The sequence below is a fragment of the Streptomyces sp. SudanB182_2057 genome, assembly GCF_964272715.1.
Lineage (GTDB): Bacteria > Actinomycetota > Actinomycetes > Streptomycetales > Streptomycetaceae > Streptomyces > Streptomyces rubradiris.
In genome coordinates this window covers 6140391-6162629 of sequence record NZ_OZ186798.1, presented here as the reverse complement: position 1 = coordinate 6162629, position 22239 = coordinate 6140391, and the positions used below count along the sequence as shown (strand labels likewise).

15 protein-coding genes, 1 tRNA gene and 3 pseudogenes are annotated in these 22239 nt (G+C 72.6%); 9 read left to right on the top strand and 10 right to left on the bottom strand.

Features of this window, described 5'->3' with window-relative positions; genetic code table 11:
• Positions 1 to 63 precede the first annotated feature (63 nt).
• The 4 genes and pseudogenes from ACSURM_RS27315 to ACSURM_RS27300 all read left to right on the top strand — a co-directional run bounded on the left by ACSURM_RS27315 (position 64) and on the right by ACSURM_RS27300 (position 4384).
• Entirely contained in the window at positions 64 to 993 is a 930-nt protein-coding gene (locus tag ACSURM_RS27315; RefSeq protein ID WP_436958404.1) for a branched-chain amino acid ABC transporter permease, read from the top strand.
• Positions 994 to 999: 6 nt separating this feature from the next.
• Positions 1000 to 2826: a branched-chain amino acid ABC transporter permease gene (locus tag ACSURM_RS27310; protein WP_436958402.1), complete on the top strand. Its 1827-nt coding sequence runs from the start codon at positions 1000 to 1002 to the stop codon at positions 2824 to 2826.
• Positions 2827 to 2831: 5 nt separating this feature from the next.
• Positions 2832 to 3662, top strand: a pseudogene (locus ACSURM_RS27305) (ABC transporter ATP-binding protein); the annotation flags it as partial.
• A gap of 5 nt (positions 3663 to 3667) precedes the next feature.
• Positions 3668 to 4384, top strand: a complete 717-nt coding sequence (locus tag ACSURM_RS27300; RefSeq protein ID WP_436958400.1) for an ABC transporter ATP-binding protein — start codon at positions 3668 to 3670, stop codon at positions 4382 to 4384.
• Positions 4385 to 4452: 68 nt separating this feature from the next.
• Here the strand turns inward: ACSURM_RS27300 and ACSURM_RS27295 are convergent, their stop codons facing one another.
• A complete protein-coding gene (locus ACSURM_RS27295; RefSeq protein ID WP_436958398.1) occupies positions 4453 to 5112 on the bottom strand; it encodes an ANTAR domain-containing response regulator in 660 nt (219 codons plus the stop codon).
• A gap of 104 nt (positions 5113 to 5216) precedes the next feature.
• Here ACSURM_RS27295 and ACSURM_RS27290 point away from each other — a divergent pair.
• Both ACSURM_RS27290 and ACSURM_RS27285 read left to right on the top strand, forming a co-directional pair.
• A tRNA-Leu gene (locus tag ACSURM_RS27290) sits at positions 5217 to 5290 on the top strand.
• Between the two features lie 105 nt (positions 5291 to 5395).
• A pseudogene (locus ACSURM_RS27285) lies at positions 5396 to 5650 on the top strand (transcriptional regulator); the annotation flags it as partial.
• Between the two features lie 113 nt (positions 5651 to 5763).
• On the opposite strand, the gene pyk reads toward ACSURM_RS27285, so the two are convergent.
• Positions 5764 to 7200, bottom strand: a complete 1437-nt coding sequence (gene pyk, locus ACSURM_RS27280; protein WP_436958396.1) for a pyruvate kinase — start codon at positions 7198 to 7200, stop codon at positions 5764 to 5766.
• Between the two features lie 260 nt (positions 7201 to 7460).
• Between pyk and ACSURM_RS27275 the strand changes: the two genes are divergently transcribed.
• Positions 7461 to 9278, top strand: coding sequence for a bifunctional metallophosphatase/5'-nucleotidase (locus ACSURM_RS27275; protein ID WP_436958394.1), 1818 nt, complete (start codon positions 7461 to 7463; stop codon positions 9276 to 9278).
• A gap of 24 nt (positions 9279 to 9302) precedes the next feature.
• Here ACSURM_RS27275 and ACSURM_RS27270 read toward each other — a convergent pair whose 3' ends face one another.
• The 7 genes and pseudogenes from ACSURM_RS27270 to ACSURM_RS27240 all read right to left on the bottom strand — a co-directional run.
• Entirely contained in the window at positions 9303 to 10451 is a 1149-nt protein-coding gene (locus tag ACSURM_RS27270) for a GDSL-type esterase/lipase family protein (RefSeq protein WP_436958392.1), read from the bottom strand.
• Positions 10452 to 10535: 84 nt separating this feature from the next.
• Positions 10536 to 11951 (bottom strand): lysine N(6)-hydroxylase/L-ornithine N(5)-oxygenase family protein, encoded by a 1416-nt coding sequence (locus tag ACSURM_RS27265; RefSeq protein ID WP_436958390.1) that lies wholly within the window; start codon positions 11949 to 11951, stop codon positions 10536 to 10538.
• A complete protein-coding gene (locus ACSURM_RS27260; protein ID WP_436961194.1) occupies positions 11948 to 13306 on the bottom strand; it encodes a pyridoxal phosphate-dependent decarboxylase family protein in 1359 nt (452 codons plus the stop codon). Before ACSURM_RS27260 ends, ACSURM_RS27265 begins: the two co-directional genes overlap by 4 nt.
• A 183-nt stretch (positions 13307 to 13489) precedes the next feature.
• Positions 13490 to 14317, bottom strand: coding sequence for an NAD(P)H-binding protein (locus tag ACSURM_RS27255; RefSeq protein WP_436958388.1), 828 nt, complete (start codon positions 14315 to 14317; stop codon positions 13490 to 13492).
• Between the two features lie 92 nt (positions 14318 to 14409).
• Entirely contained in the window at positions 14410 to 16920 is a 2511-nt protein-coding gene (pepN, locus tag ACSURM_RS27250; protein WP_436958386.1) for an aminopeptidase N, read from the bottom strand.
• 118 nt (positions 16921 to 17038) lie between these two features.
• Positions 17039 to 17401: a chorismate mutase gene (locus tag ACSURM_RS27245; RefSeq protein ID WP_436961193.1), complete on the bottom strand. Its 363-nt coding sequence runs from the start codon at positions 17399 to 17401 to the stop codon at positions 17039 to 17041.
• Between the two features lie 51 nt (positions 17402 to 17452).
• Positions 17453 to 18325: pseudogene (locus ACSURM_RS27240) on the bottom strand (helix-turn-helix domain-containing protein); the annotation flags it as partial.
• A gap of 127 nt (positions 18326 to 18452) precedes the next feature.
• Between ACSURM_RS27240 and ACSURM_RS27235 the strand changes: the two are divergent.
• Both ACSURM_RS27235 and ACSURM_RS27230 read left to right on the top strand, forming a co-directional pair.
• Positions 18453 to 20207 (top strand): glycoside hydrolase family 35 protein, encoded by a 1755-nt coding sequence (locus tag ACSURM_RS27235; protein WP_436958384.1) that lies wholly within the window; start codon positions 18453 to 18455, stop codon positions 20205 to 20207.
• A 205-nt stretch (positions 20208 to 20412) separates the two neighbouring features.
• Positions 20413 to 21294, top strand: coding sequence for a hypothetical protein (locus ACSURM_RS27230; protein ID WP_436958382.1), 882 nt, complete (start codon positions 20413 to 20415; stop codon positions 21292 to 21294).
• A gap of 38 nt (positions 21295 to 21332) precedes the next feature.
• On the opposite strand, the gene ACSURM_RS27225 is transcribed toward ACSURM_RS27230, so the two are convergent.
• The gene (locus ACSURM_RS27225) at positions 21333 to 22238 is read right to left on the bottom strand and encodes an SDR family oxidoreductase (RefSeq protein ID WP_436958381.1); all 906 of its coding nucleotides are present in this window, start codon (positions 22236 to 22238) and stop codon (positions 21333 to 21335) included.
• Position 22239: the final 1 nt, after the last annotated feature.

Genomic DNA, 22239 nt, shown 5'->3' with positions numbered 1-22239 from the left:
GCCCCGCGCGGACCCGCATCCGGCCCCATCCCTCGCACTTTCCGAACGCTCGGAGGACATGCGGTGAACGAACTGCCGCAGCAGCTGGTCAACGGCCTGCTACTGGGAGCCATGTACGGGCTGGTCGCCATCGGCTACACCATGGTCTACGGCATCGTCCAGCTCATCAACTTCGCCCACGGCGAGATATTCATGACCGGAGCCTTCGGCGCCCTCACCGTCTGGCTCTGGCTCCCCGGCGGCACCACGATGTGGATCGCGCTGCCGCTGATGATCGTGGGCGCCGTCATCGTCGCGGTCGCCATCGCCGTCGGGGCGGAACGATTCGCCTACCGGCCCCTGCGCAACGCCCCCCGCCTCGCCCCCCTCATCACCGCCATCGGCCTCTCCCTCGCCCTCCAGCAGGCGGTGTGGGCCTGGTACCCAGAGGCGAAGTCCGCGCGCACCTTCCCGCAGATCTCCGGCGGCCCCTTCGAGATCGGCAGCGTCACCATCCAGACCGGCGACGTCTTCCTCGTCGCGGCGGCCCCGATCTCCATGGCCGTCCTCGGCTACTTCGTGCTGAAGACCCGCACCGGCCGCGGCATGCAGGCCACCGCCCAGGACCCCGACACCGCCAGGCTGATGGGCGTCGACACCGACCGCATCATCGTGATCGCGTTCGCGCTCGGCGCCGCGTTCGCCGCGGTCGGCGCCGTCGCCTACGGCCTGAAGTACGGCGAGATCAACTTCCGGATGGGCTTCATCCTCGGCCTCAAGGCGTTCACCGCCGCCGTCCTCGGCGGCATCGGCAACATCTACGGAGCCATGATCGGCGGCGTGGTCCTCGGCGTCGCCGAGACCCTGGCCACCGCCTACATCGCCGACATCCCCGGCATGGACAAGTTCGGCAGCCAGTCCTGGGCCGACGTCTGGGCCTTCGTACTCCTCATCCTCGTACTGCTGTTCAGGCCGCAGGGCCTGCTCGGCGAGCGCGTCGCGGACAGGGCGTGAGATTCGATGACCACACAGACCACCGCACCCGGCACCCCCGGCGCCCGCGAGGCCGACGCCCCCACCGGCCTGCTGCCCCTGCCCGAGAAGGCCGCCCGCGCCCTCGCCCTCGGCGGCAGCGTGCTCACGGCCCTGTCCACCTTCCTCGCCTGGACCTGGACCGCCGACTTCCCCGGCGACCTCACCGTCTACGGCTACCCCGGCGGCCTCCAGGTCCTCGTCCTCGTCGGCGCGCTCCTCGCCACCCTCCTCGCCCTCGCCTCCTACGGCGTCAAGGGCCTGCGCCGACTGGTGCCCGCCGGGGCGGACCCGGCCCTGCGGCTCGCCACCCTGGCCGCCTTCGCCACCAGCTGGTACACGGTCCTCGCGATCAGCGCCGACCTCGGCGGACTCGTCAACCTCGAACCCGGCGGCTTCCTCGTCGCCCTGACCAGCCTCGCCGCCCTCGCCGGCGCCCTGGCCCTGCCCTTCCGGCGGCCCGAGCCCGACCCCGCCGACCCCGACGACACCGGCTGGGCGAGGACCGGACACGGCCTAGCGCGCGCGTGGGCGACCACCAAGGCCCTCTTCGCCGCCGACTCCCCCCGGCCCGTGCCCGCACTGCCCTCCTACGCCGAGATCCTGATCATCGTCGGCGTCCTCGCGCTCGGCCTGGCCGTCTTCACCTACGGCATCGGCACCGAGTACGACGAACAGTTCATCGGCTTCCTCATCACCGCGGGCCTCGGCTTCGCCGCCCTCAACAAGGCCGGCCTGATCACCCACGCCTCGCAGATCACCGCCCGGCACCAGAACATCACCGTCTGCGGCGCCTTCGTCGCGGCCGCGCTGTTCCCCTTCACCCAGACCGACGACCAGTACGCCACCCTCGGCGTCTACATCCTGATCTTCGCCACCGTCGCCCTCGGCCTGAACATCGTCGTCGGCCTCGCCGGCCTCCTCGACCTCGGATACGTCGCCTTCCTCGGCGTCGGCGCCTACGCGGCCGCCCTGGTCTCCGGCTCCCCCAGCTCGCCGTTCGGCGTCCACTTCCCGTTCTGGGCCGCCGTACTCGTCGGCGCCGCCGCCTCGCTCGTCTTCGGCGTGCTGATCGGCGCCCCGACCCTGCGGCTGCGCGGCGACTACCTCGCCATCGTCACCCTCGGCTTCGGCGAGATCTTCCGCATCACCGCCAACAACCTCGACGGCACCTCCGGACCCGACATCACCAACGGCTCCAACGGCGTCTCCTCCATCCCCAACCTCGACGTCCTCGGCTTCGACTTCGGCGCCCCGCACGACCTGGGCGGCTTCGCCATCGGCCGGTTCGCCAACTACTTCTTCCTGATGCTGGTCATCACCGCCGTCGTGGTGCTGGTCTTCCGCCGCAGCGAGAACTCCCGCATCGGACGCGCCTGGGTCGCCATCCGCGAGGACGAGACCGCCGCGCTCGCCATGGGCATCAACGGCTTCCGGGTCAAACTCATCGCCTTCGCCGTCGGCGCCTGCCTCGCCGGACTCGCCGGCACCGTCCAGGCCCACGTCACCTACACGGTCACCCCCGAGCAGTACCTCTTCGCCGGCCCCATCCCGCCCAACTCGGCCTTCCTGCTCGCCGCGGTCGTCCTCGGCGGCATGGGCACCATCAGCGGCCCGCTGATCGGCGCCGCCCTGCTCTTCCTCATCCCCAACAAGCTCCAGTTCCTCGGCAACTACCAGCTCTTCGCCTTCGGCGTCGCGCTCATCCTGCTGATGCGGTTCCGCCCCGAGGGCCTCATCCCCGACCGGCGCCGCCAGCTCGAATTCCACGAGGACGCCGAAGCACCCACCCTCCTGACGAAGGCGGGGGCCTGACCACCATGACCACCGACACCACCCGGGGCACCGCCCCCGACACCGCCGTCCCCGGCGCGACCGTCCTCGACGCCCGCGGCGTCACCATGCGCTTCGGCGGCCTGACCGCCGTACGCGGCGTCGACCTCACCGTGGGCGCCGGCGAGATCGTCGGCCTCATCGGCCCCAACGGCGCCGGCAAGACCACCTTCTTCAACTGCCTGACCGGCCTGTACGTCCCCACCGAGGGCGAGGTCCGCTACCAGGGCACCGTCCTGCCCCCCAAGCCCTTCAAGGTCACCGCGGCCGGCATCGCGCGCACCTTCCAGAACATCCGGCTGTTCGCCAACATGACCGTCCTGGAGAACGTGCTCGTCGGCCGGCACACCCGCACCAAGGAAGGCTTCTGGTCCGCCGTACTGCGCGGCCCCGGCTTCCACCGCGCCGAACGCGCCTCCCGGCAGCGGGCCACGGAACTCCTGGAGTTCGTCGGCCTCGCCCCCAAGGCCGAACACCTCGCCCGCAACCTGCCCTACGGCGAACAGCGCAAACTCGAGATCGCGCGCGCCCTCGCCAGCGAACCCGGACTGCTGCTGCTCGACGAACCGACCGCCGGCATGAACCCGCAGGAGACCCGCGCCACCGAGGAACTCGTCTTCGCCATCCGGGACATGGGCATCGCCGTCCTCGTCATCGAGCACGACATGCGCTTCATCTTCAACCTGTGCGACCGGGTGGCCGTCCTCGTACAGGGCGAGAAGCTGATCGAGGGCGACAGCGCCACCGTCCAGGGCGACGAACGGGTGATCGCGGCCTACCTCGGCGAGCCCTTCGAGAACACGCCCGGCAAGGAGGACGACCGATGACCGCACTGCTCGAAGTCGAGGACCTCCGCGTCGCCTACGGCAAGATCGAGGCCGTCAAGGGCATCTCCTTCACCGTCGAGGCCGGACAGGTGGTCACCCTCATCGGCACCAACGGCGCCGGCAAGACCACCACCCTGCGCACCCTGTCCGGACTGCTCAGACCGGCCGGCGGACAGATCCGGTTCGAGGGCAGATCGCTGAAGAAGATCCCGGCCCACCGGGTGGTCGCGCTCGGCCTCGCCCACTCCCCCGAGGGCCGGCACATCTTCCCGCGCATGACCATCGAGGACAACCTGCGCCTCGGCGCGTTCCTGCGCAGCGACAAGCCGGGCATCGAGCAGGACATCCAGCGCGCCTACGACCTCTTCCCCATCCTCGGAGAGCGCCGCAAACAGGCCGCCGGCACCCTCTCGGGCGGCGAGCAGCAGATGCTCGCCATGGGCAGGGCGCTGATGTCCCGGCCGAAACTGCTGATGCTGGACGAGCCGTCCATGGGCCTGTCGCCGATCATGATGCAGAAGATCATGGCGACGATCGCCGAGCTGAAGGCGCAGGGCACCACGATCCTGCTGGTCGAGCAGAACGCCCAGGCGGCGCTCTCCCTCGCCGACCGGGGCCACGTCATGGAGATCGGCACCATCGTGCTGTCCGGGACCGGCCGGGACCTGCTGCACGACGAGTCGGTACGGAAGGCGTACCTGGGCGAGGACTGACCCCCTCGGGTACGACACGAGGCCCGCGCCCCTTACCCGGGGCGCGGGCCTCGTCGCACCGCTGGTGCTCAGCCCTTCTTGGCCGCCTTCTTCTCCTCGTTGTCCGCGATGACCGCCTCGGCGACCTGCTGCATCGACATGCGGCGGTCCATGGAGGTCTTCTGGATCCAGCGGAAGGCGGCGGGCTCGGTCAGCCCGTACTCGGTCTGCAGGATCGACTTCGCCCGGTCGACCAGCTTGCGGGTCTCCAGCCGCTGGCTGAGGTCGGCGACCTCCTTCTCCAACTGCCGCAGCTCGGCGAACCGGGAGACGGCCATCTCGATCGCCGGGACGACGTCGCTCTTGCTGAAGGGCTTGACCAGGTAGGCCATGGCACCGGCGTCCCGGGCGCGCTCCACCAGGTCGCGCTGGGAGAAGGCGGTGAGCATCAGGACGGGCGCGATGGACTCCTCGGCGATCTTCTCGGCCGCGGAGATGCCGTCGAGCTTGGGCATCTTCACGTCCAGGATGACCAGGTCCGGCTTGTGCTCGCGGGCCAGCTCGATGGCCTGCTCACCGTCTCCGGCCTCGCCGACGACGGTGTACCCCTCCTCCTCGAGCATCTCCTTCAGGTCGAGCCGGATCAGGGCCTCGTCCTCGGCGATGACGACACGGGTCGTCAGCGGAGGCACGTGCGACTTGTCGTCGTCGGTCACGTCTACGGGCTGGGGCGACTCGGGGGCGGTCACTGAGGCTCCTTGATACGGGGCAGGCCGGTACTGCTGACAAGAGCCTACCTAGCTACGGTATGGTGGACTGGCAGCGGGTCGGCATAAATCTTCGATTCGCAGGAGCTCCGGTAGTCCAATCGGCAGAGACGATACCCTCAAAAGGTATTCAGTGTGGGTTCGAATCCCACCCGGGGCACTTTTCCTTCGATTCCAAGGCCGAGGAGACAAGCGGAGGATCACGTTCGCGTGGTCTTCCGCTTTTTGCTGCGCGTCGCCGTGATCACTCTCGCATGGTGTCCACATGTACGACATCAGCACGCGCAAGCGAGCGGTGGCGCTGGTGGCACAGGGCCGCAGCCTCAACTCCGTCAGCAAGGAATTGGGCGTGTCCCGGTACGCGATCCGTTCCTGGCAGACGCACATCGGGCCTCTGGGACGCGTCGGCAGGCCGTGCCCTCGCTGCCAGGAGGTCCCCGGCCCGCCCCAGGACCCGGTCGCCTACGCCTACCTTCTCGGCCTCTACCTCGGCGACGGCTGCATCAGCGCTCATCGCAGGGCGACGGCTGCCGCATCACCAACTGGACGACCCGTGTGGTCGCCGGTGAGCGCAAGCGGTACGACTCATGGACACCCACGTAGGCCCCAAGTACTGACCCGGGGCCCCACCCGTCACTTCGGGCTGTCGTCCTCGCCGATGTGGTGGACCCGGACCATGTTGGTGGAGCCGGAGACGCCGGGCGGGGAGCCCGCGGTGATCACGACGATGTCGCCCTTCTGGCAGCGGCCGTACCGCAGGAGCAGTTCGTCGACCTGGTCGACCATGGCGTCCGTGGAGTCCACGTGCGGGCCGAGGTACGTCTCGGTGCCCCAAGTGAGGCTGAGCTGGGAGCGGGTGGCCGGCTCGGGGGTGAAGGCGAGCAGCGGGATCGGCGAGCGGTAGCGGGAGAGCCGGCGGGCGGTGTCCCCGGACTGGGTGAACGCGACCAGGAACTTCGCGCCGAGGAAGTCGCCCATGTCGGCGGCGGCCCGGGCGACCGCGCCGCCCTGGGTGCGCGGCTTGTTCCGCTCGGTCAGCGGCGGCAGCCCCTTGGCCAGCATGTCCTCCTCGGCCGCCGCGACGATCTTCGCCATGGTGCGCACGGTCTCGACCGGGTACTTGCCGACGCTGGTCTCGCCGGAGAGCATCACCGCGTCCGTGCCGTCCAGCACCGCGTTGGCCACGTCGGAGGCCTCGGCGCGGGTGGGCCGGGAGTTCTCGATCATGGAGTCCAGCATCTGGGTGGCGACGATCACCGGCTTGGCGTTGCGCCGGGCGAGCGTGACGGCGCGCTTCTGGACGATCGGCACCTGCTCCAGCGGCATCTCCACGCCCAGGTCGCCGCGCGCGACCATGAGCCCGTCAAAGGCGGCCACGATGCCGTCGAGGTTCCGTACCGCCTGGGGCTTCTCGATCTTGGCGATGACCGGGAGGCGGCGGCCTTCCTCGGCCATGATCCGGTGCACGTCCACGGCGTCGTCGCCGCTGCGGACGAAGGAGAGGGCGACCAGGTCGAAGCCGGTGCGCAGCGCCCAGCGCAGATCGTCCTCGTCCTTCTTGGACAGGGCGGGGACGGAGACGGCGACGCCGGGGAGGTTCAGTCCCTTGTGGTCGGAGACGACGCCCCCTTCGATCACCCGGGTGTGTACGCGGGGGCCGTCGACCTCGGTGACCTCCAGGCAGACCTTGCCGTCGTCGACGAGGACGCGTTCGCCGGGGGTGACGTCGGCGGCGAGGCCGGCGTAGGTGGTGCCGCACCGGTGGCGGTCGCCCTCGACGCCGTCCTCCACGGTGATGGTGAAGGTGTCGCCGCGTTCAAGGAGTACCGGTCCTTCGGCGAAGCGGCCGAGCCGGATCTTCGGGCCTTGAAGGTCGGCGAGGATGCCGACGCTGCGGCCGGTCTCGTCGGCCGCTTTGCGCACGCGCCGGTAGCGCTCCTCGTGCTCGGCGTGCGTGCCGTGGCTGAGGTTGAACCGGGCGATGTCCATTCCGGCCCCGACCAGTGCCTTGATCCGGTCGTACGAGTCGGTGGCGGGCCCCAGTGTGCAGACGATTTTTGCTCGGCGCATGGGTCGAGCCTATGGCTTACCGGCGGGTAGAGGATTGGCGCCGCATGACTACTCAACGGCCTTTTGGCGAAGGGTTTTTGACAAGTGTTGAAGTGTGCGGGCGGCTGCTCCGATGAGCGGATGCGGTGCGGCCGGGGAGGGTCGTGAGGGGGCCTCACGGGGAACGGGTCACCAGATCGCAACCTTGCGGACCTGTTGCCGTAGGTCATGCCCAGGTCAGAATCTACGCGCGTTGTCCACATCGTCGAGGAGACCGAGAGATGCCGTTGAACCGCCGGAAGTTCCTGAAGAAGTCCGCCGTCACCGGAGCGGGTGTGGCGATCGCCGGCGCGGCGGCGGCCCCGGCGGCCGAGGCGGCGCAGGACCACCACCGGCCCGGGCGGCCCGGGCACCCCGTGAAGCGGTACTCGCTGACCGTCATGGGCACCACCGACCTGCACGGCCACGTCTTCAACTGGGACTACTTCAAGGACGCGGAGTACTCCGACAAGGCGGGCAACGCGATGGGGCTCGCCCGGATCGCCACCCTGGTGAACCAGGTGCGCGAGGAGAAGGGCCGCCGCAACACCCTGCTGCTGGACGCCGGTGACACCATCCAGGGCACCCCGCTGACCTACTACTACGCCAAGGTCGACCCGATCACCGCCAAGGGCGGGCCGGTGCATCCGATGGCGCGGGCGATGAACGCGATCGGGTACGACGCCGCGGCCCTCGGCAACCACGAGTTCAACTACGGCATCGAGACGCTGCGGAAGTTCGAGGACCAGCTGGACTTCCCGCTGCTCGGCGCGAACGCGGTGGACGCCAAGTCGCTGCGGCCGGCCTTCCCGCCGTACTTCATGAAGACCTTCCACGTGCCCGGCACCAAGCCGGTCAAGGTCGCCGTCCTCGGCCTGACCAACCCGGGCATCGCGATCTGGGACAAGGCCTACGTCCAGGGGAAGCTGGCCTTCCCAGGGCTGGAGGAGCAGGCCGCGAAGTGGGTGCCGAAGCTGCGGTCGATGGGCGCGGACGTGGTCGTGGTGTCGGCCCACTCGGGCACCTCGGGCACCTCGTCCTACGGCGACCAGGTGCCGTACGTGGAGAACGCGGCGGCCGAGGTGGCCCGGCGGGTGCCGGGCATCGACGCGATCCTGGTCGGTCACGCGCACGTGGAGATCCCGGAGCTGAAGGTCGTCAACGAGGAGACCGGCAGGACCGTCGTGCTGTCGGAGCCGCTGTGCTACGCCGAGCGGCTCACCCTCTTCGACATCGAGCTGGAGTTCCGCAAGGGCCGCTGGGAGGTCGAGTCGGTCTCCGCGTCCCTGCGCGACTCCCGGACCGTCGCCGACGACCCGGAGATCACCAGGCTGCTCGCCGGCCAGCACCAGAAGGTCGTCGCGTACGTCAACCAGGTCGTCGGCCGCGCGACCGAGCCCCTGACCACGGTCGAGGCCCGCTACAAGGACGCCCCGATCATCGACCTGATCACCAAGGTCCAGGAGGACGTGGTGAAGGCGGCGCTCGCGGGCACCGAGTACGCCGCGCTGCCGGTGCTCGCCCAGGCCTCGCCGTTCTCCCGGACGTCGGAGATCCCGGCCGGCGATGTGACGATCCGGGACCTGTCGAGCCTGTACGTCTACGACAACACGCTGGTCGCCAAGTTGCTGACGGGTGCCCAGCTGCGCGCCTACCTGGAGTACTCGGCGGAGTACTACGTCCAGACGGCCCCCGGTGCCGCGGTCGACGTGGAGAAGCTGACCAACGCCGGCGGGCGTCCGGACTACAACTACGACTATGTGTCGGGGCTGTCGTACGACATCGACATCGCCCAGCCGGCCGGGTCGCGGATCAGGAACCTGACCTTCGGCGGGGCTCCGCTGGACGACAACGGGCGGTTCGTGCTCGCGGTGAACAACTACCGTGCCAACGGCGGCGGTGCCTTCCCGCACGTCGCCTCCGCCAAGGAGCTGTGGTCGGAGTCGACGGAGATCCGCACCCGGATCGCGGAGTGGGTGACCGCGAAGGGGGTGCTGGACCCGAAGGACTTCGCCTCGGTGGACTGGAAGCTGGTGCGGGGCGGCACGCCGGTGTTCTAGGAACTCCGCGTTCTCCAAGCCGTCCTACAGGTCCAGCAGGGACAGGTCGACGGCGTCGGCGATCGCCTTGGCACCGGCGTCGTTGACATGCAGGCCGTCGCCGCTGTCGAACTCCGGGCGGATCCGCTCGGGTTCGGCGGGGTCGGCGACGGCGGCGGCGACGTCCACCACCGCGTCGAAGGGGTGGGTGTCGCCGCGCAGCCAGGCGTTGACCTCGCGCCGTACGGCCTGGCCGGCTTCGGTGTCGTAGCCCTCGTAGACCGTGCCCCGGTACGGGCCGATGGTGGAGCCGAGGGCGGTGAGGCCGGCGGCGCGCAGGCGTTCGGCGAGCGTGGTGAACCCGCCGATGAGGTCGTCGGCGGTGGGGATGGCGGCCGGTTCCGGATAGGTGAGCTGGCCGGGGGCGCCGATGTCGTTGAGGCCGATGTGGATCAGGACGTGGCTGACGCCGGGCACGGCGAGGACGTCACGGTCGACGCGGGCGAGCAGGTGTGCGCCGACCTCGTCGGTGAGCAGCCGGTTGCCGGAGATGCCCTGGCGGACGATCCAGCCCCGGGTGAGGCGGCGGCCGAGCTGGGCGGGGAAGCTGTTGTCCAGGCCGGGCGTGGTGGCCGCGCCCTCGATCCAGGAGTCACCGAAGGCGACGGCGATCCGGGTGCCCTCGGGGGCGCGGACGTCGGCGCCGATGCCGAAGTGGCCGGTGGGCACCTCCTCGGCGTCCCGCAGGCGTGCGGCGGTGAGCTGGTCGCCGGGGGCGGCGTGGGCGATGTCGTAGGGCATCAGCGAGTAGGGGGTCAGGCCGGTGTCACCGGGCAGGTAGAGGGTGACGGTGAGCTCCTGCCCGGCGGTGACGGGCCGTTCGACGGGGTCGCTGACGAGTTCCCCGCCGGCCGGGATCTTGGTGGTCGGGGCGCCGTCGAAGGTGAGGGCGGTGCCGGTGGCGGGGTCGATGCCGTGGCCGGTGGTGCGGGTGGCGAGGTGCGCTCCGCCGATCTCGACGGGCTCCTTGCCGTAGCGGTTGCTGAGGGTGATGCGTACCGCCTCGCCGCCGCCGGGCAGGCGCAGGGACTGTCTGAGGGTCTGGTCGGCGAAGCCGCGTGGTTCGAGGATGTGGAAGGACTCGTCGGGGCGGATGACGGGGGAACGGTGGGCGGCGATCCAGGTCGTGGTCATGATCGGCGACAACGCCTCGCCGTGGGGGGCTTGTTCCGGCCCGCCGGTCCGGGGGGGCGGCGGGTCTGTGCGTGGGCGGGGCGGTCAGGGGCCGTCGATCAGCGGGGTGAGCCGCTTGGGCTGCTGCCGGGCCGGTGGCACGCGGTCCGCCGGGTCGTCGAGGCCGAAGGAGGTGAAGGCGGTCCGGGTGGGCAGCGGGTAGGTCTCCTTTCCGGTGAGGGAGTTGAGGATGGTGGCGCTGCGCCAGGCGGCCAGGCCGAGGTCGGGGGCGCCGACGCCGTGGGTGTGCAGCTCGGCGTTCTGGACGTAGACCGAGCCGGTGACCGAGGGGTCGAGGACGAGGCGGAACTCCTCGTCCACGCGGGGGCGTTCGCTGCTGTCGCGGCGGATGTAGGGGTCGAGTCCGGCGAGGAGCCGGCCGAGGGGGCGTTCGCGGTAACCGGTGGCGAGGACGACGGCGTCGGTGGTGAGCCGGGAGCGGGTGCCCTGCTGGAGGTGTTCCAGGTGCAGTTCGACGGTGCTGGTGGCGATCCGTCCGGCGGTGCGGACGCGGACGCCGGGGGTGAGGACGGCGTCGGGCCAGCCGCCGCCGAGGGTGCGCCGGTACAGCTCGTCGTGGATGGCGGCGAGGGTGCCGGCGTCGATGCCCTTGTACAGCTGCCACTGGGCGGCGACCAGCCGGTCGCGGACGGGTTCGGCGAGCGCGTGGAAGTATCGGGTGTAGTCGGGGGTGAAGTGCTCCAGGCCCAGTTTGGAGTACTCCATGGGGGCGAACGCCTCGGTGCGGCCGATCCAGTGCAGCCGTTCCCGGCCGGGCGGGCGGTGCCGCAGCAGGTCGAGGAAGACCTCGGCGCCGGACTGTCCGGAGCCGACGACGGTGACATGTCCGGCGGCGAGGACGGTGTCGCGGTGGCCGAGGTAGTCGGCGGCGTGCAGGACGGGCACGCCGGGGGCGTCGACCAGGGGCTGGAGCGGGTCGGGTACGTAGGGGGCGGTGCCGATGCCGAGGACGATGTTGCGGGTGTACGTGCGGCCCAGGGCCTCGGCCTCGCCTTCGGTGTCGAGCTGGGTGAAGTCGACTTCGAAGACGTCCCGTTCGGGGTTCCAGCGGACGGCGTCGACCTGGTGGCGGAAGCGCAGTCCGGGGAGCTGCTGGGCGACCCAGCGGCAGTAGGCGTCGTACTCGGCGCGCTGGATGTGGAAGCGCTCGGCGAAGTAGAAGGGGAAGAGGCGTTCGTGGTTCCTGAGGTAGCTGAGGAAGCTCCAGGGGCTGGTGGGGTCGGCGAGGGTGACGAGGTCGGCGAGGAACGGCACCTGGATGGTGGCGCCCTCGATGAGCAGCCCGGGGTGCCAGTCGAAGCCGGGGCGCTGTTCGTAGAAGACGGCGTCGAGTTCGGCGAGCGGGTGGGCGAGGGCGGCGAGGGAGAGGTTGCAGGGGCCGATGCCGATGCCGACCAGGTCGCGTGGGGAGGTCAGCGCGTGGCGCGGGGGGTGGGTCATCCGGGGGTGTTTCCTTCGACGAGTTCGAGCAGGCGGGCCAGGTCGTCCGGCCGGCTTCGGGGGTTGAGGACGGTGGCCTTGAGCCAGAGCCGGCCGTCGAGCCGGGCCCGGCCGAGCACGGCCCGGCCTTCGTGCAGGAGGCCGCGGCGGACGGCAGCCACGGCGTCGTCGGCGGCTGCGGCGGGGCGGAACAGGACGGTGCTGATGACGGGCCGGTCGTACAGCTCGAAGCGGGGGTGTTCGGCGATCAGGGCGGCGAACTCGCGGGCGCGGGCGCAGACCTGGTCGACCAGGGCGCCGAGGCCGTCGCGGCCCAGCGTTCTGAGGGTGACGGCGATCTTCAGGATGTCGGGGCGGCGGGTGGTGCGCGGGGAGCGGCCGAGCAGGTCGGGGAGGCCGGCCTCGGTGTCGTCGGCGGCGTTCAGGTAGTCCGCGCGCTGGTGGAGGGTGGTCAGTTCGTCCGGGCGGGCCACGGCGAGCAGGCCGGCGGCGGCCGGCTGCCAGCCGAGTTTGTGCAGGTCGAGGGTGACGGTGTGGGCCGCGTCGAGCCCGGCGAGCCGGTCGCGGTGCCGGTCGCTGAACAGCAGGCCGCCGCCGTAGGCCGCGTCGATGTGCAGCCGGGCGCCGTGGGCGGCGCACAGGGCGGCGATCTCGGGCAGCGGGTCGATGAGGCCGGCGTCGGTGGTGCCGGCGGTGGCGGCGACCAGCAGGGGGCCGGGGAGCGCGGTGAGGGCTTCGGCAAGGGCGGCCGGGTCGAGGGTGCTGCGGGGTGCCGGGAGGACGACCGGGGCGGGCAGGCCGAGCAGCCAGGCGGCGCGCGGCAGCGAGTGGTGGGCGCCGGCGCAGCAGACGAGGCGCAGGCCGCTGCCGTGCGCCTCGCGGGCGAGCAGCAGGGCGAGTTGGTTGGATTCGGTGCCGCCGGTGGTGACGAGGGCGTCGGCGAGGCCGGCCGTGCGGGCGAGGGCGCGGGTGACGGCGGCTTCCAGGGCGGAGGCGGCCGGGGCCTGGTCCCAGGAGTCCAGGGAGGGGTTGAGGGCGCTCGCGGCGAGGTCGGCGGCGGTGGCCACGGCGAGCGGCGGGCAGTGCAGGTGGGCGGCGCACAGCGGGTCGGCGGGGTCGGCGGCGCCCGCGGCGAGGGCCCGCACGATGTCGTGCAGGGCGTCGGGGTCGCCGGTGTCCGGCAGGGGGTCGCCGAGGGCGGCGGCGACGCGCGCGGTGACGGCGTCGGGTCCGCCTGCGGGCAGCGGGCCGCCGCGCTCGGCGGCGCCGGCGGCGAGCGCGTCGAGCACGGTGGCGAGGAGGGGCCGCAGGGCCTCGGGGCCGCCGGGGCCCGAGGCGAGCGGCGGCGTGCTCAGGGCCGCTTCTGCGGTCATGGGCTCTCCTCCGGGGCACGGGAACGCCGGGCGGGCCTGTTTGGCCCGGGTGGGTGGCGTGTGGGTGGAGTGCCAGCTTGTACCGGAAGAGAGCCCTGTGTCCCCGTAGCCCGGCGAACGGAACCCGAAAGTGTGTACTGCTCTTGCCCCGAAGTGGCCGGTCGGCTAGGCGTTGAAGTCCGCGGCGTGGTCGCGGGCCCACTGGGCGAAGGTGCGGGCGGGGGTGCCGGTGAGCTCCTCCACGGTGCCGGTGATCTCCGGGGGTACGCCGATGGTCTGGGCGACGGTCTCCAGCAGCCGGCCGAGCATCTGCGGCGGCACGTGCGGGAACAGTTCCGGGCCGGCGTCGGCGGGGTCCACCTCCTCGAACGTCAGCTTCCTGCCGAGCGCGTCGCCGATCGTGGCGACCTGTTCGGCGTTGCTGGTCGCCGCGGGCCCGGTCAGCCGGTGCACGGCGCCCTCGTGCCCGTCGTCGAGCAGCACGCGCTCGGCGACGGCGGCGATGTCGTCCTCGTGGATGGGCGCGGAGAGCGCGTCGGCGTGGACGCCACGGACGGTGTCGTCGCCCGCGCGGATCTGCGGGGCGTACTGGAGCGCGTTGGTGGCGAAGGCGTTGGGCCGCAGGAAGGTCCAGGCGAGCCCGCTGTCGCGGAGGTGCCGCTCGACGGTGGCGTGCATGACGTGGATGGGGTGGGTCTCGTCGGCGCCCTCCTGGACGATGCCGCTGGAGAGCAGGACGGCGTGGCGTACGCCGTGTTCGCGGGCCGCCGCGAGCAGCGGGGCGGTGGCGGCCTGGGCGTACAGGAAGAGTTTCGTCGCGCCGGTGAACAGGGCGGCGGGGACGTCCGGCTGGAACGCCACCACCTCGGCCCGCCCGGGCAGGGCGGCCCGGCCGGGGTCGCGGGTCAGTGCCCGGACGGGCTGTCCAGCGGCGAGGAGCCGGTCGACAAGGGCACGGCCGACGTTGCCGGTCGCGCCGGTCACTACGATCACGGGGCTGCCTCCAGGGCTCGGACGATCACTGTCCGCCCGAGCCTAGGAAGCGCGGCCCGCGGGCCGCATCGTCGGCAGGGACCAGCCGCGCCCTACGCCGTCGGTCCTACGCCCTCCGGTGCGGACCGCTGTGCTTCGCGGACGCGCAGGGCGCGGGCGAGGTCGTCCAGGCGGTCGGCGAGGGCGCGGCGCAGCGCCGGGGTGAGGTCGTCGGTGCGCAGGCACTCCTCGCCGAGCCGCAGGTTCTCGGTGTCGACGGCGTGGGCGGGGAAGCACCAGCGGCCGGCGGCGGTGGCGATGGCGGGGCCGCGGCGGGCGGCGACGGCGGCCACGTCGGCGTAGAAGCGCGGCACGTACGGGCGGACCAGTTCGGCCTGTTCGGGCTGCCAGAAGCCCTGGGCGGTGGCGGTGAAGAGGTAGTTGGACAGGTCGTCGCCCGCGAACATCGCCTCCCAGGCGGCGCGTTTGGCCTCCGGGTCGGGCAGCGCGGCGCGGCAGCGGGCGGCGCCCTCCTGGCCGGCGGCGCTCGGATCGCCCGCCAGCTCGGCGGCGATGGCGTCCTCGTCGGTGGCGCCGAGCACGGCGAGCCGGGCGAGGATGCGCCAGCGCAGTTCGGGGTCGAGTTCGGGGCCGCCGGGCACGGTGCCGTCGGCGAGCCAGGCGGCGATGGTCTCGGGGTGGGCGGCCACGTCGATCAGGTGCCGTACGGCGATCAGCCGCAGGCCGGGGTTGTCGCCGTCCTCGGTGCGGCGCAGCAGGTCGCGGCAGAGGGAGGTGAGGGTGGCCAGGGCGGCCGGCCGGTCCGCCGGGGCGAGGTACTGCCCGCTGAGCTGGCCGGCGGCGAAGGCGAGGACGCCCTGGGCGACGGCCAGGTCGGTCTCGCGGGGCAGGTGGGCGCGGGCGGTGTCCAGGTAGACGGCGGGCGCCAGGTCGCCGTCGCGTACGGCGTCCCTGAGGGCGTTCCAGACGACCGCGCGGGTGAGCGGGTCGGGCAGTCCGGACAGCCCGGTGCGGAGGGTCTCGGCGGAGGCGGCGTCGAAGCGGATCTTGGCGTAGGTGATGTCGCCGTCGTTGAGGACGATCAGCGCGGGGCGCTTGCCGATGGGCTGCGGTTCGGCCTGCGGCAGGTCGAGGTCGACGCGCTCGCGCAGCACCAGCCGGCCCTCGTCGGCGAGGTCGTGGTCGTACAGTCCGGCGCCGAGGCGGTGCGGGCGGCTGCCCGCGCGGTCGACGGTCAGCGCGCAGGTGCCGCCGGCGGCGGTGACCGTCGGGACGAGGGTGTCGACGCCGGTGGTGCGCAGCCAGCTGTCGGCCCAGGCGGAGACGTCGCGGTCGGTGGCCGAGGCGAGGGAGTCGATGAAGTCGGCGAGGGTTGCGTTGCCGAACTTGTGCCGGGCGAAGTGGGTGTTGATGCCGGCGAGGAAGTCCTTCTCGCCGAGCCAGGCGGCGAGCTGGCGCAGCGCGGAGGCGCCCTTGGCGTAGGAGATGCCGTCGAAGTTGAGCAGGGCGGAGGCCGTGTCGTCGACGCGGTCGGGGGCGACCGGGTGGGTGGTGGGGCGCTGGTCGGCGTCGTAGCCCCAGGCCTTGCGGGTGACGCCGAACTCGGTCCAGGGGCCGGTGAACCGGGTGGCCTCGGCGGTGGTCTGGTAGCCCATGTACTCGGCGAAGGACTCGTTCAGCCAGATGTCGTCCCACCACTTGAGGGTGACGAGGTCGCCGAACCACATGTGGGCCATCTCGTGGGCGATGACCATGGCGCGGGACTGCCGTTCGGTGTCGGTGACGGCGGAGCGGTAGACGAACTCGTCGCGGAAGGTGACCAGGCCCGGGTTCTCCATGGCACCGGCGTTGAACTCGGGGACGAACGCCTGGTCGTAGGAGTCGAAGGGGTAGGGCTCCTCGAACTTCTCGTGGTAGCGGTCGAAGCACGCGCGCGTGACGTCGAGGATCTCGTCGGCGTCGAGGTGAGGCGCGAGGGAGCGGCGGCAGTGGACGCCGAAGGGGAGCCCGCGGTGCTCGGTGCGCACCGAGTGCCAGGGGCCGGCGGCGACGGCGACCAGGTAGGTGGAGATCAGCGGGGTGGGCGCGGCCTGCCAGACGCCGTCGCCCCGGCGGGTGGTGACGCTGTTGGCGAGGACGGTCCAGCCCTCGGGCGCCTTGACGGCGACTTCGAAGACGGCCTTCAGGTCGGGCTGGTCGAAGGCGGCGAAGACGCGCTGGACGTCGTCCATGAACAGCTGGGTGTAGACGTACGTCTCGCCGTCGCTGGGGTCGGTGAAGCGGTGCATGCCCTCGCCGGTGCGGGAGTAGCGCATGACGGCGTGGACGCGCAGCTCGTGCTCGCCGGCGGCGAGGTTCTTCAGCGGCAGCCGGTTCCCGGTGAGGAGGCCGGTGTCCAGCGGCTGTCCGTCGAGCGTGACGCCGCGCAGCTCGGCAGGCTTCAACTCGACGAACGTGTCCCCGTCGAACCGGGTGGTGAACCGGATCGCGGTACGGGAGTCGAAGGTCTCGTCGCCGGTGGTGAGGTCGAGTTCGACCGTGTACCGGTGGACGTCGAGGATCTCTGCTCGGAGCTGCGCTTCATCGCGCGTGAGTACGGACATGAAGGCCATGCTGCCTGATGCCGCTGACAGCGCACAGGGGCGGACCGGTACATCGGCCCCGTCCCCCCCCTGCGCACCCGGTGCGGCCGCTTCCCCTCGACGCCCCGGCGGCGCCCGGTCAGTGCCCGGTCGGCGCGTCGTTCGCCGGTTGCCCGTTGTGGGTGTTCTCGGCGATCCGCTCGTGGTGCCGGATGACCTCGGCGATGATGAAGTTCAGGAACTTCTCCGCGAAGGCCGGGTCGAGTTTGGCGTTCTCGGCGAGCAGGCGCAGCCGGGCGATCTGCCGGGCCTCGCGGGACGGGTCGGCGGGCGGCAGCTGGTGCTGTGCCTTGAGCCGGCCGACCTGCTGGGTGGCCTTGAAACGCTCGGCGAGCATGTGGACGACGGCCGCGTCGATGTTGTCGATGCTGTCACGCAGCCGGTCCAGTTCCTGGCGGACCTCGGGGTCGATGGCACCGGTGCCGGTGTTGCTGGTCGTCATGAGGGCCAACCCTATGCGCTGCGCGGGCCGCGTCGACGGGGTGTCCGAGGACTGGATCAGCGGCGGATCGCCGGGGTCGGGGACGCGGTCGCTCCAGCCGCCGGGCACGGTGCGGCCCTGCCGGGCGCGGAAGCGTACGGGGGCGAGGCCGACGCGCCGGGTGAACAGCCGGGAGAAGTAGGCGGGGTCGTCGTAGCCGACGCGGCGGGCGACGGCGGCAACGGGCAGCTCGGTGGTGGCGAGGAGTTCCTTGGCGCGGCCGAGGCGGATGCCGAGCAGGTAGTCCTTGGGGCTGCAGCCGGCCGCCCGGCGGACCGCGCCGCGCAGCTCGGCGGTGGTCATGCCGTGCCGGGCGGCGTGGTCGGCGACGCTCATCGGGGTGCAGGCGTCCCGGGCCAGGGCGGCGAGCACCTGGTCGCCGCCCCGGGCGAGGTCGGCGCGGGCGCGGCGCAGGGCGACGAGGAGTTCGTGCACGGCGGCCGCGGTCTCGGCCTGGAGCAGGGGGTTGCCGGGGCGGGCGGCGCGGGCGATGCGGGCGATGACGGCGCGCGGGCCGGAGGCGTCGGCGAGCGGGGTCACGGGCCGGTCGGGGTCGATGTAGCCGAGTTCGCGGTAGGCGGCCGTGGCGGGCCCGGTGAAGTCCACGAAGCCCTCGTCCCAGCCGGTGTCCGGGTCGGGCGCGTAGTGGTGGGGCACGCCGGGGGTGAGCCACAGCAGCGCGGGCGCGGTGACCGTCGTGCGGCGGCCGTCGGCGCCCCGGTACCAGCCGCCGCCGGAGCTGATCACCACGGCCACGTGGTGGTCGAGGGTGCGCGGGCCGACGGTGGGCAGCGCGCCGTGCTGGAGGCCGACGCCGAGGCAGACCAGGCCGAGGCGGTGGTGGGCGGGGCCGGGGCTGAAGAACCGCATCCAGGTCCGGTACATCGGCGCTCCTCCCGGCGGGCTGTGCGGCGCGGTTTTGTCCAAGCAGCGCCGATCTTCGTCCATGGCGCCGGGTGCCGGAAGGGGGCGAGGCTGGGGCGGACGCAGGAGGCCGCGGCGGGGAGGGCGCTTGAGCGAGTTCACGGTGGGGGAATCGGGGTTCCGGGTGGACGGGCGCCCGGTGCGGCTGCTGTCCGGGGCGCTGCACTACTTCCGGGTGCAGGAGGCCCAGTGGGGGCACCGGCTGGCCGTGCTGCGGGCGATGGGCCTGAACTGCGTGGAGACGTACGTCCCGTGGAACCTGCACGAGCCGCGCCCGGGGTCCTTCCGGGACGTGGAGGCGGTCGGCCGGTTCCTGGACGCGGTCGGCGCGGCGGGGATGCGGGCGATCGTGCGGCCGGGTCCGTACATCTGTGCCGAGTGGGAGAACGGCGGGCTTCCGGCGTGGCTCACGGGCGAGGTGGGCACGCGCGCGCGTACGCGTGACGCGCGCTATCTGGCCCGGGTGCGCACCTGGTTCGCCCGGCTGCTGCGCGAGATCGTGCCCCGCCAGAGCGACCGGGGCGGCCCGGTGGTCCTGGTCCAGGTGGAGAACGAGTACGGCAGCTACGGCAGCGACACCGGCTATCTGGAGGAGCTGGCCGGTCTGCTGCGCGCCGAGGGGGTCACCGCGGCGCTGTGCACGTCGGACGGTCCGGAGGACCACATGCTGACCGGGGGTTCGCTGCCGGGGGTGCTCGCCACGGTGAATTTCGGATCCCACGCGCGCGTGGCGTTCGACACGCTGCGCCGGCACCGCCGGGAGGGTCCGCTGATGTGCATGGAGTTCTGGTGCGGCTGGTTCGACCACTGGGCGGGCGGGCACGCCGTACGGGATCCGGCCGAGGCCGCCGGGGCGCTGCGGGAGATCCTGGAGTGCGGGGCGTCGGTGAACCTCTACATGGCGCACGGCGGGACGAGTTTCGGGGGCTGGGCGGGCGCCAACCGGGGCGGCGCGTTGCACGAGGGCCCGCTGGAGCCGGACGTGACCTCCTACGACTACGACGCGCCGGTGGACGAGTACGGCCGCCCCACGGAGAAGTTCCGGTACTTCCGCGAGGTGCTGGCCGGGTATGCGCCGGGTCCGCTGCCCGGGTTGCCGCCGCCGCCCGCCGTGCTGGGCGCCCCGGCCGAGGCCGTGCTCACCGGCTGGGCGCCTCTGGCGGGGGTGCTCGGGGCGCTGGGCGGGCCCGAGTCGGTCACGCCGGTGCCGCCGTCGTTCGAGGAGCTGGGGATCACCCGGGGCCTGGTCCGTTACGCGGTCGAGGTGCCCGGCCCGCGCCGTCCGTACCCGCTGACCGTGCGCGGGCTGCGCGACCTCGCCGTGGTGTACGTCGACGGGGAGCGGGCCGGGGTGCTCACGGAGGCGGAGCCGCGGCTGGCGGCGCCGGTCGCGGGGCACGCGCGCGTGGAGCTGTGGGTGGAGTCCCTGGGGCGGGTGAACTACGGGCCCCGGCTCGGGGAGCCGAAGGGGATCACCGGCGGCGTCCTGCACGAGCGGCAGTATCTGCACGGGGTACGGGCGCGGGGGCTCGATCTGGACGCGTTCGCCGACGGTGTGGCCGCGGTGCCCTTCGGCGCGCCGCCCGGCAGGCACGCGGCGGGGCTGTACCGGGGCTCGGTCACGGTCTCGGGGGCCGGGGACGCCCGGCTGGAGCTGCCCGGCCGGACCCGCGGGTTCGTCTGGATCAACCGCTTCAACCTGGGCCGTTTCTGGTCGGCGGGGCCCCAGCGGTCGCTGTACGTGCCCGGGCCGGTGCTGCGGGAGGGCGGGAACGAGGTGTGGGTGCTGGACCTGGACGAAGGCCGGCCGGACGCGCCGGCTCCGCGTTTGCTGCCGGTGTGAGGGCCGCGCGGGCGCGGCCCGTCCCCAGGTCGCCACGCTCCAGTCCCGCGTCGCGGAGTGAGGGCCGCGCGGGCGCCGCCCGTCCGGCCGGAAGCCTTCGGCTCCCTTGGGAAAAGGGCCGTTCACCGGGCCCCGCGTACGGTTTCGCCGGGGCCCCTCCCGCCTACAGTGGAGGGGAGTTCCGGCGGCTTCAGGGGGTGCCGACATGGCCGACGGCGGACCGGTCGAGCACGGCTACCCGCACCTGGAGACGGTGCGGGCCGCCGTCACCGCGCTGTACCGGCGGCTGTCCCGGGACACCATCGAGACGTTCTCGGCCAGTGTGGCCCCCGCCGACGTGGCCTTCCGCGACACGGACGACCTGTATCTGGGCGCGCAGCGGGTGGCCCGGGAGATCGTGCGGCACTTCCGGCTGCCGGACGCGCGGCTGATCGTCGGCTTCCGGGAGATGACCCACGCGGCGAACGTCGAACTGGCGGCGGGCCCCGAGTACTTCGTCGAGCTGAACGACCGGTTCCGCTCCCATCGCGCCGACATCGGCGCGGCCCTCGCCCACGAGGTGGCGCACGTCTATCTGCACCGCCTGGACCTCGCCTTCCCCACCACGGCGGAGAACGAGATCCTGACGGACACGGCGACGGCCTACCTGGGCGCGGGCTGGCTGCTGCTGGACGCCTACCGGGAGGACGCGGTCTCCTCCCAGAAGCTGGGGTATCTCACCCCGGAGGAGTTCGGTTACGTCCTGGCCAAGCGGGCGCTGCTGTTCGGCGAGGACCCGTCCCCGTGGTTCACCAGCCCGCAGGCCTACACCGCCTACGTCAAGGGCAGGGACCGGGCCCGCCGGGACGGGCGGCAGCCGCCGCTGGCCGCCGCCGGCTGGGCGGGCCGCCGCAGGTACGCCCACGACCGCCGGCACGCCGGCGCCGGCCCGCCGGGCACGCCGTACGCCTTCGCCGCCGACCCCGCCGGCCGGCTCCGGGTCTCCTTCCCCTGCCCCACCTGCCACCAGCGGATCAGGGTGCCGGTACAGGGGCGGGTACGGGCGCGGTGCGGGTTGTGCCGGACGGTGCTGGAGTGCGATACGTAGCCCTCCTCGCAGGTCCGAAGTGCTACGAGCGGGATCGGCTACGTCCCGTACACCCGTCCCGGCGGCTCCGCCTGGGCCAGCAGTCTCCGGGCCGCCTCCCCCGCCCCGGCCGGTGTCCAGCGGGCGCCCCTGTCGGCGGTGGGGCCGGGGCGCCAGCCCTCCATGACGGTGATCCGGCCGCCCTCCGCCTCGAACACCCGGCCGGTCACCCCGGCGCTCCCGGCCGAGCCGAGCCAGACCACGAGCGGGGAGACGTTCTCGGGTGCCATGGCGTCGAAACCGCCGGCCGGCGCCGCCATGGCCGCGGCGAAGACACGTTCCGTCATGCGGGTCCGGGCGGCCGGGGCGACGGCGTTGACCTGGACGCCGTAGCGGGCCAGTTCGGCCGCCGCGACGAGCGTGAGGCCGATGATCCCGGCCTTGGCGGCGCTGTAGTTGGCCTGCCCGACCGAGCCCAGCAGACCGGCCCCGCTGCTGGTGTGGACGACCCGGGCGACGGGGGTGCGCCCGGCCCGGGCCTCGGCCCGCCAGTGGCCGGCGGCGTGCCGGAGCGGCAGGAAGTGACCCTTGAGGTGGACGCGGAGCACGGCGTCCCAGTCGTCCTCGGCGAGGTTGACCAGCATGCGGTCGCGCAGGAACCCGGCGTTGCTGACCAGGGTGTCGAGCCGGCCGTAGGTCTCGACGGCGGTACGGACCAAACCGGCCGCGCCCGCGCCGGTGGCGATGTCGGCGGCGTGCGCCACCGCCTCGCCGCCCGCCGCCCGGATCTCGGCCACGACGGCGTCCGCCGGGTTCCGGGTGTCCGGCGCGCCGTCCAGCGCCACACCGAGGTCGTTGACGACGACCCGGGCGCCCTCGGCGGCGAAGGCGAGGGCATGGGCCCGGCCGAGCCCCCGGCCGGCCCCGGTGACAGCGACGACCCGGCCCGCGCAGATACCGCTCATC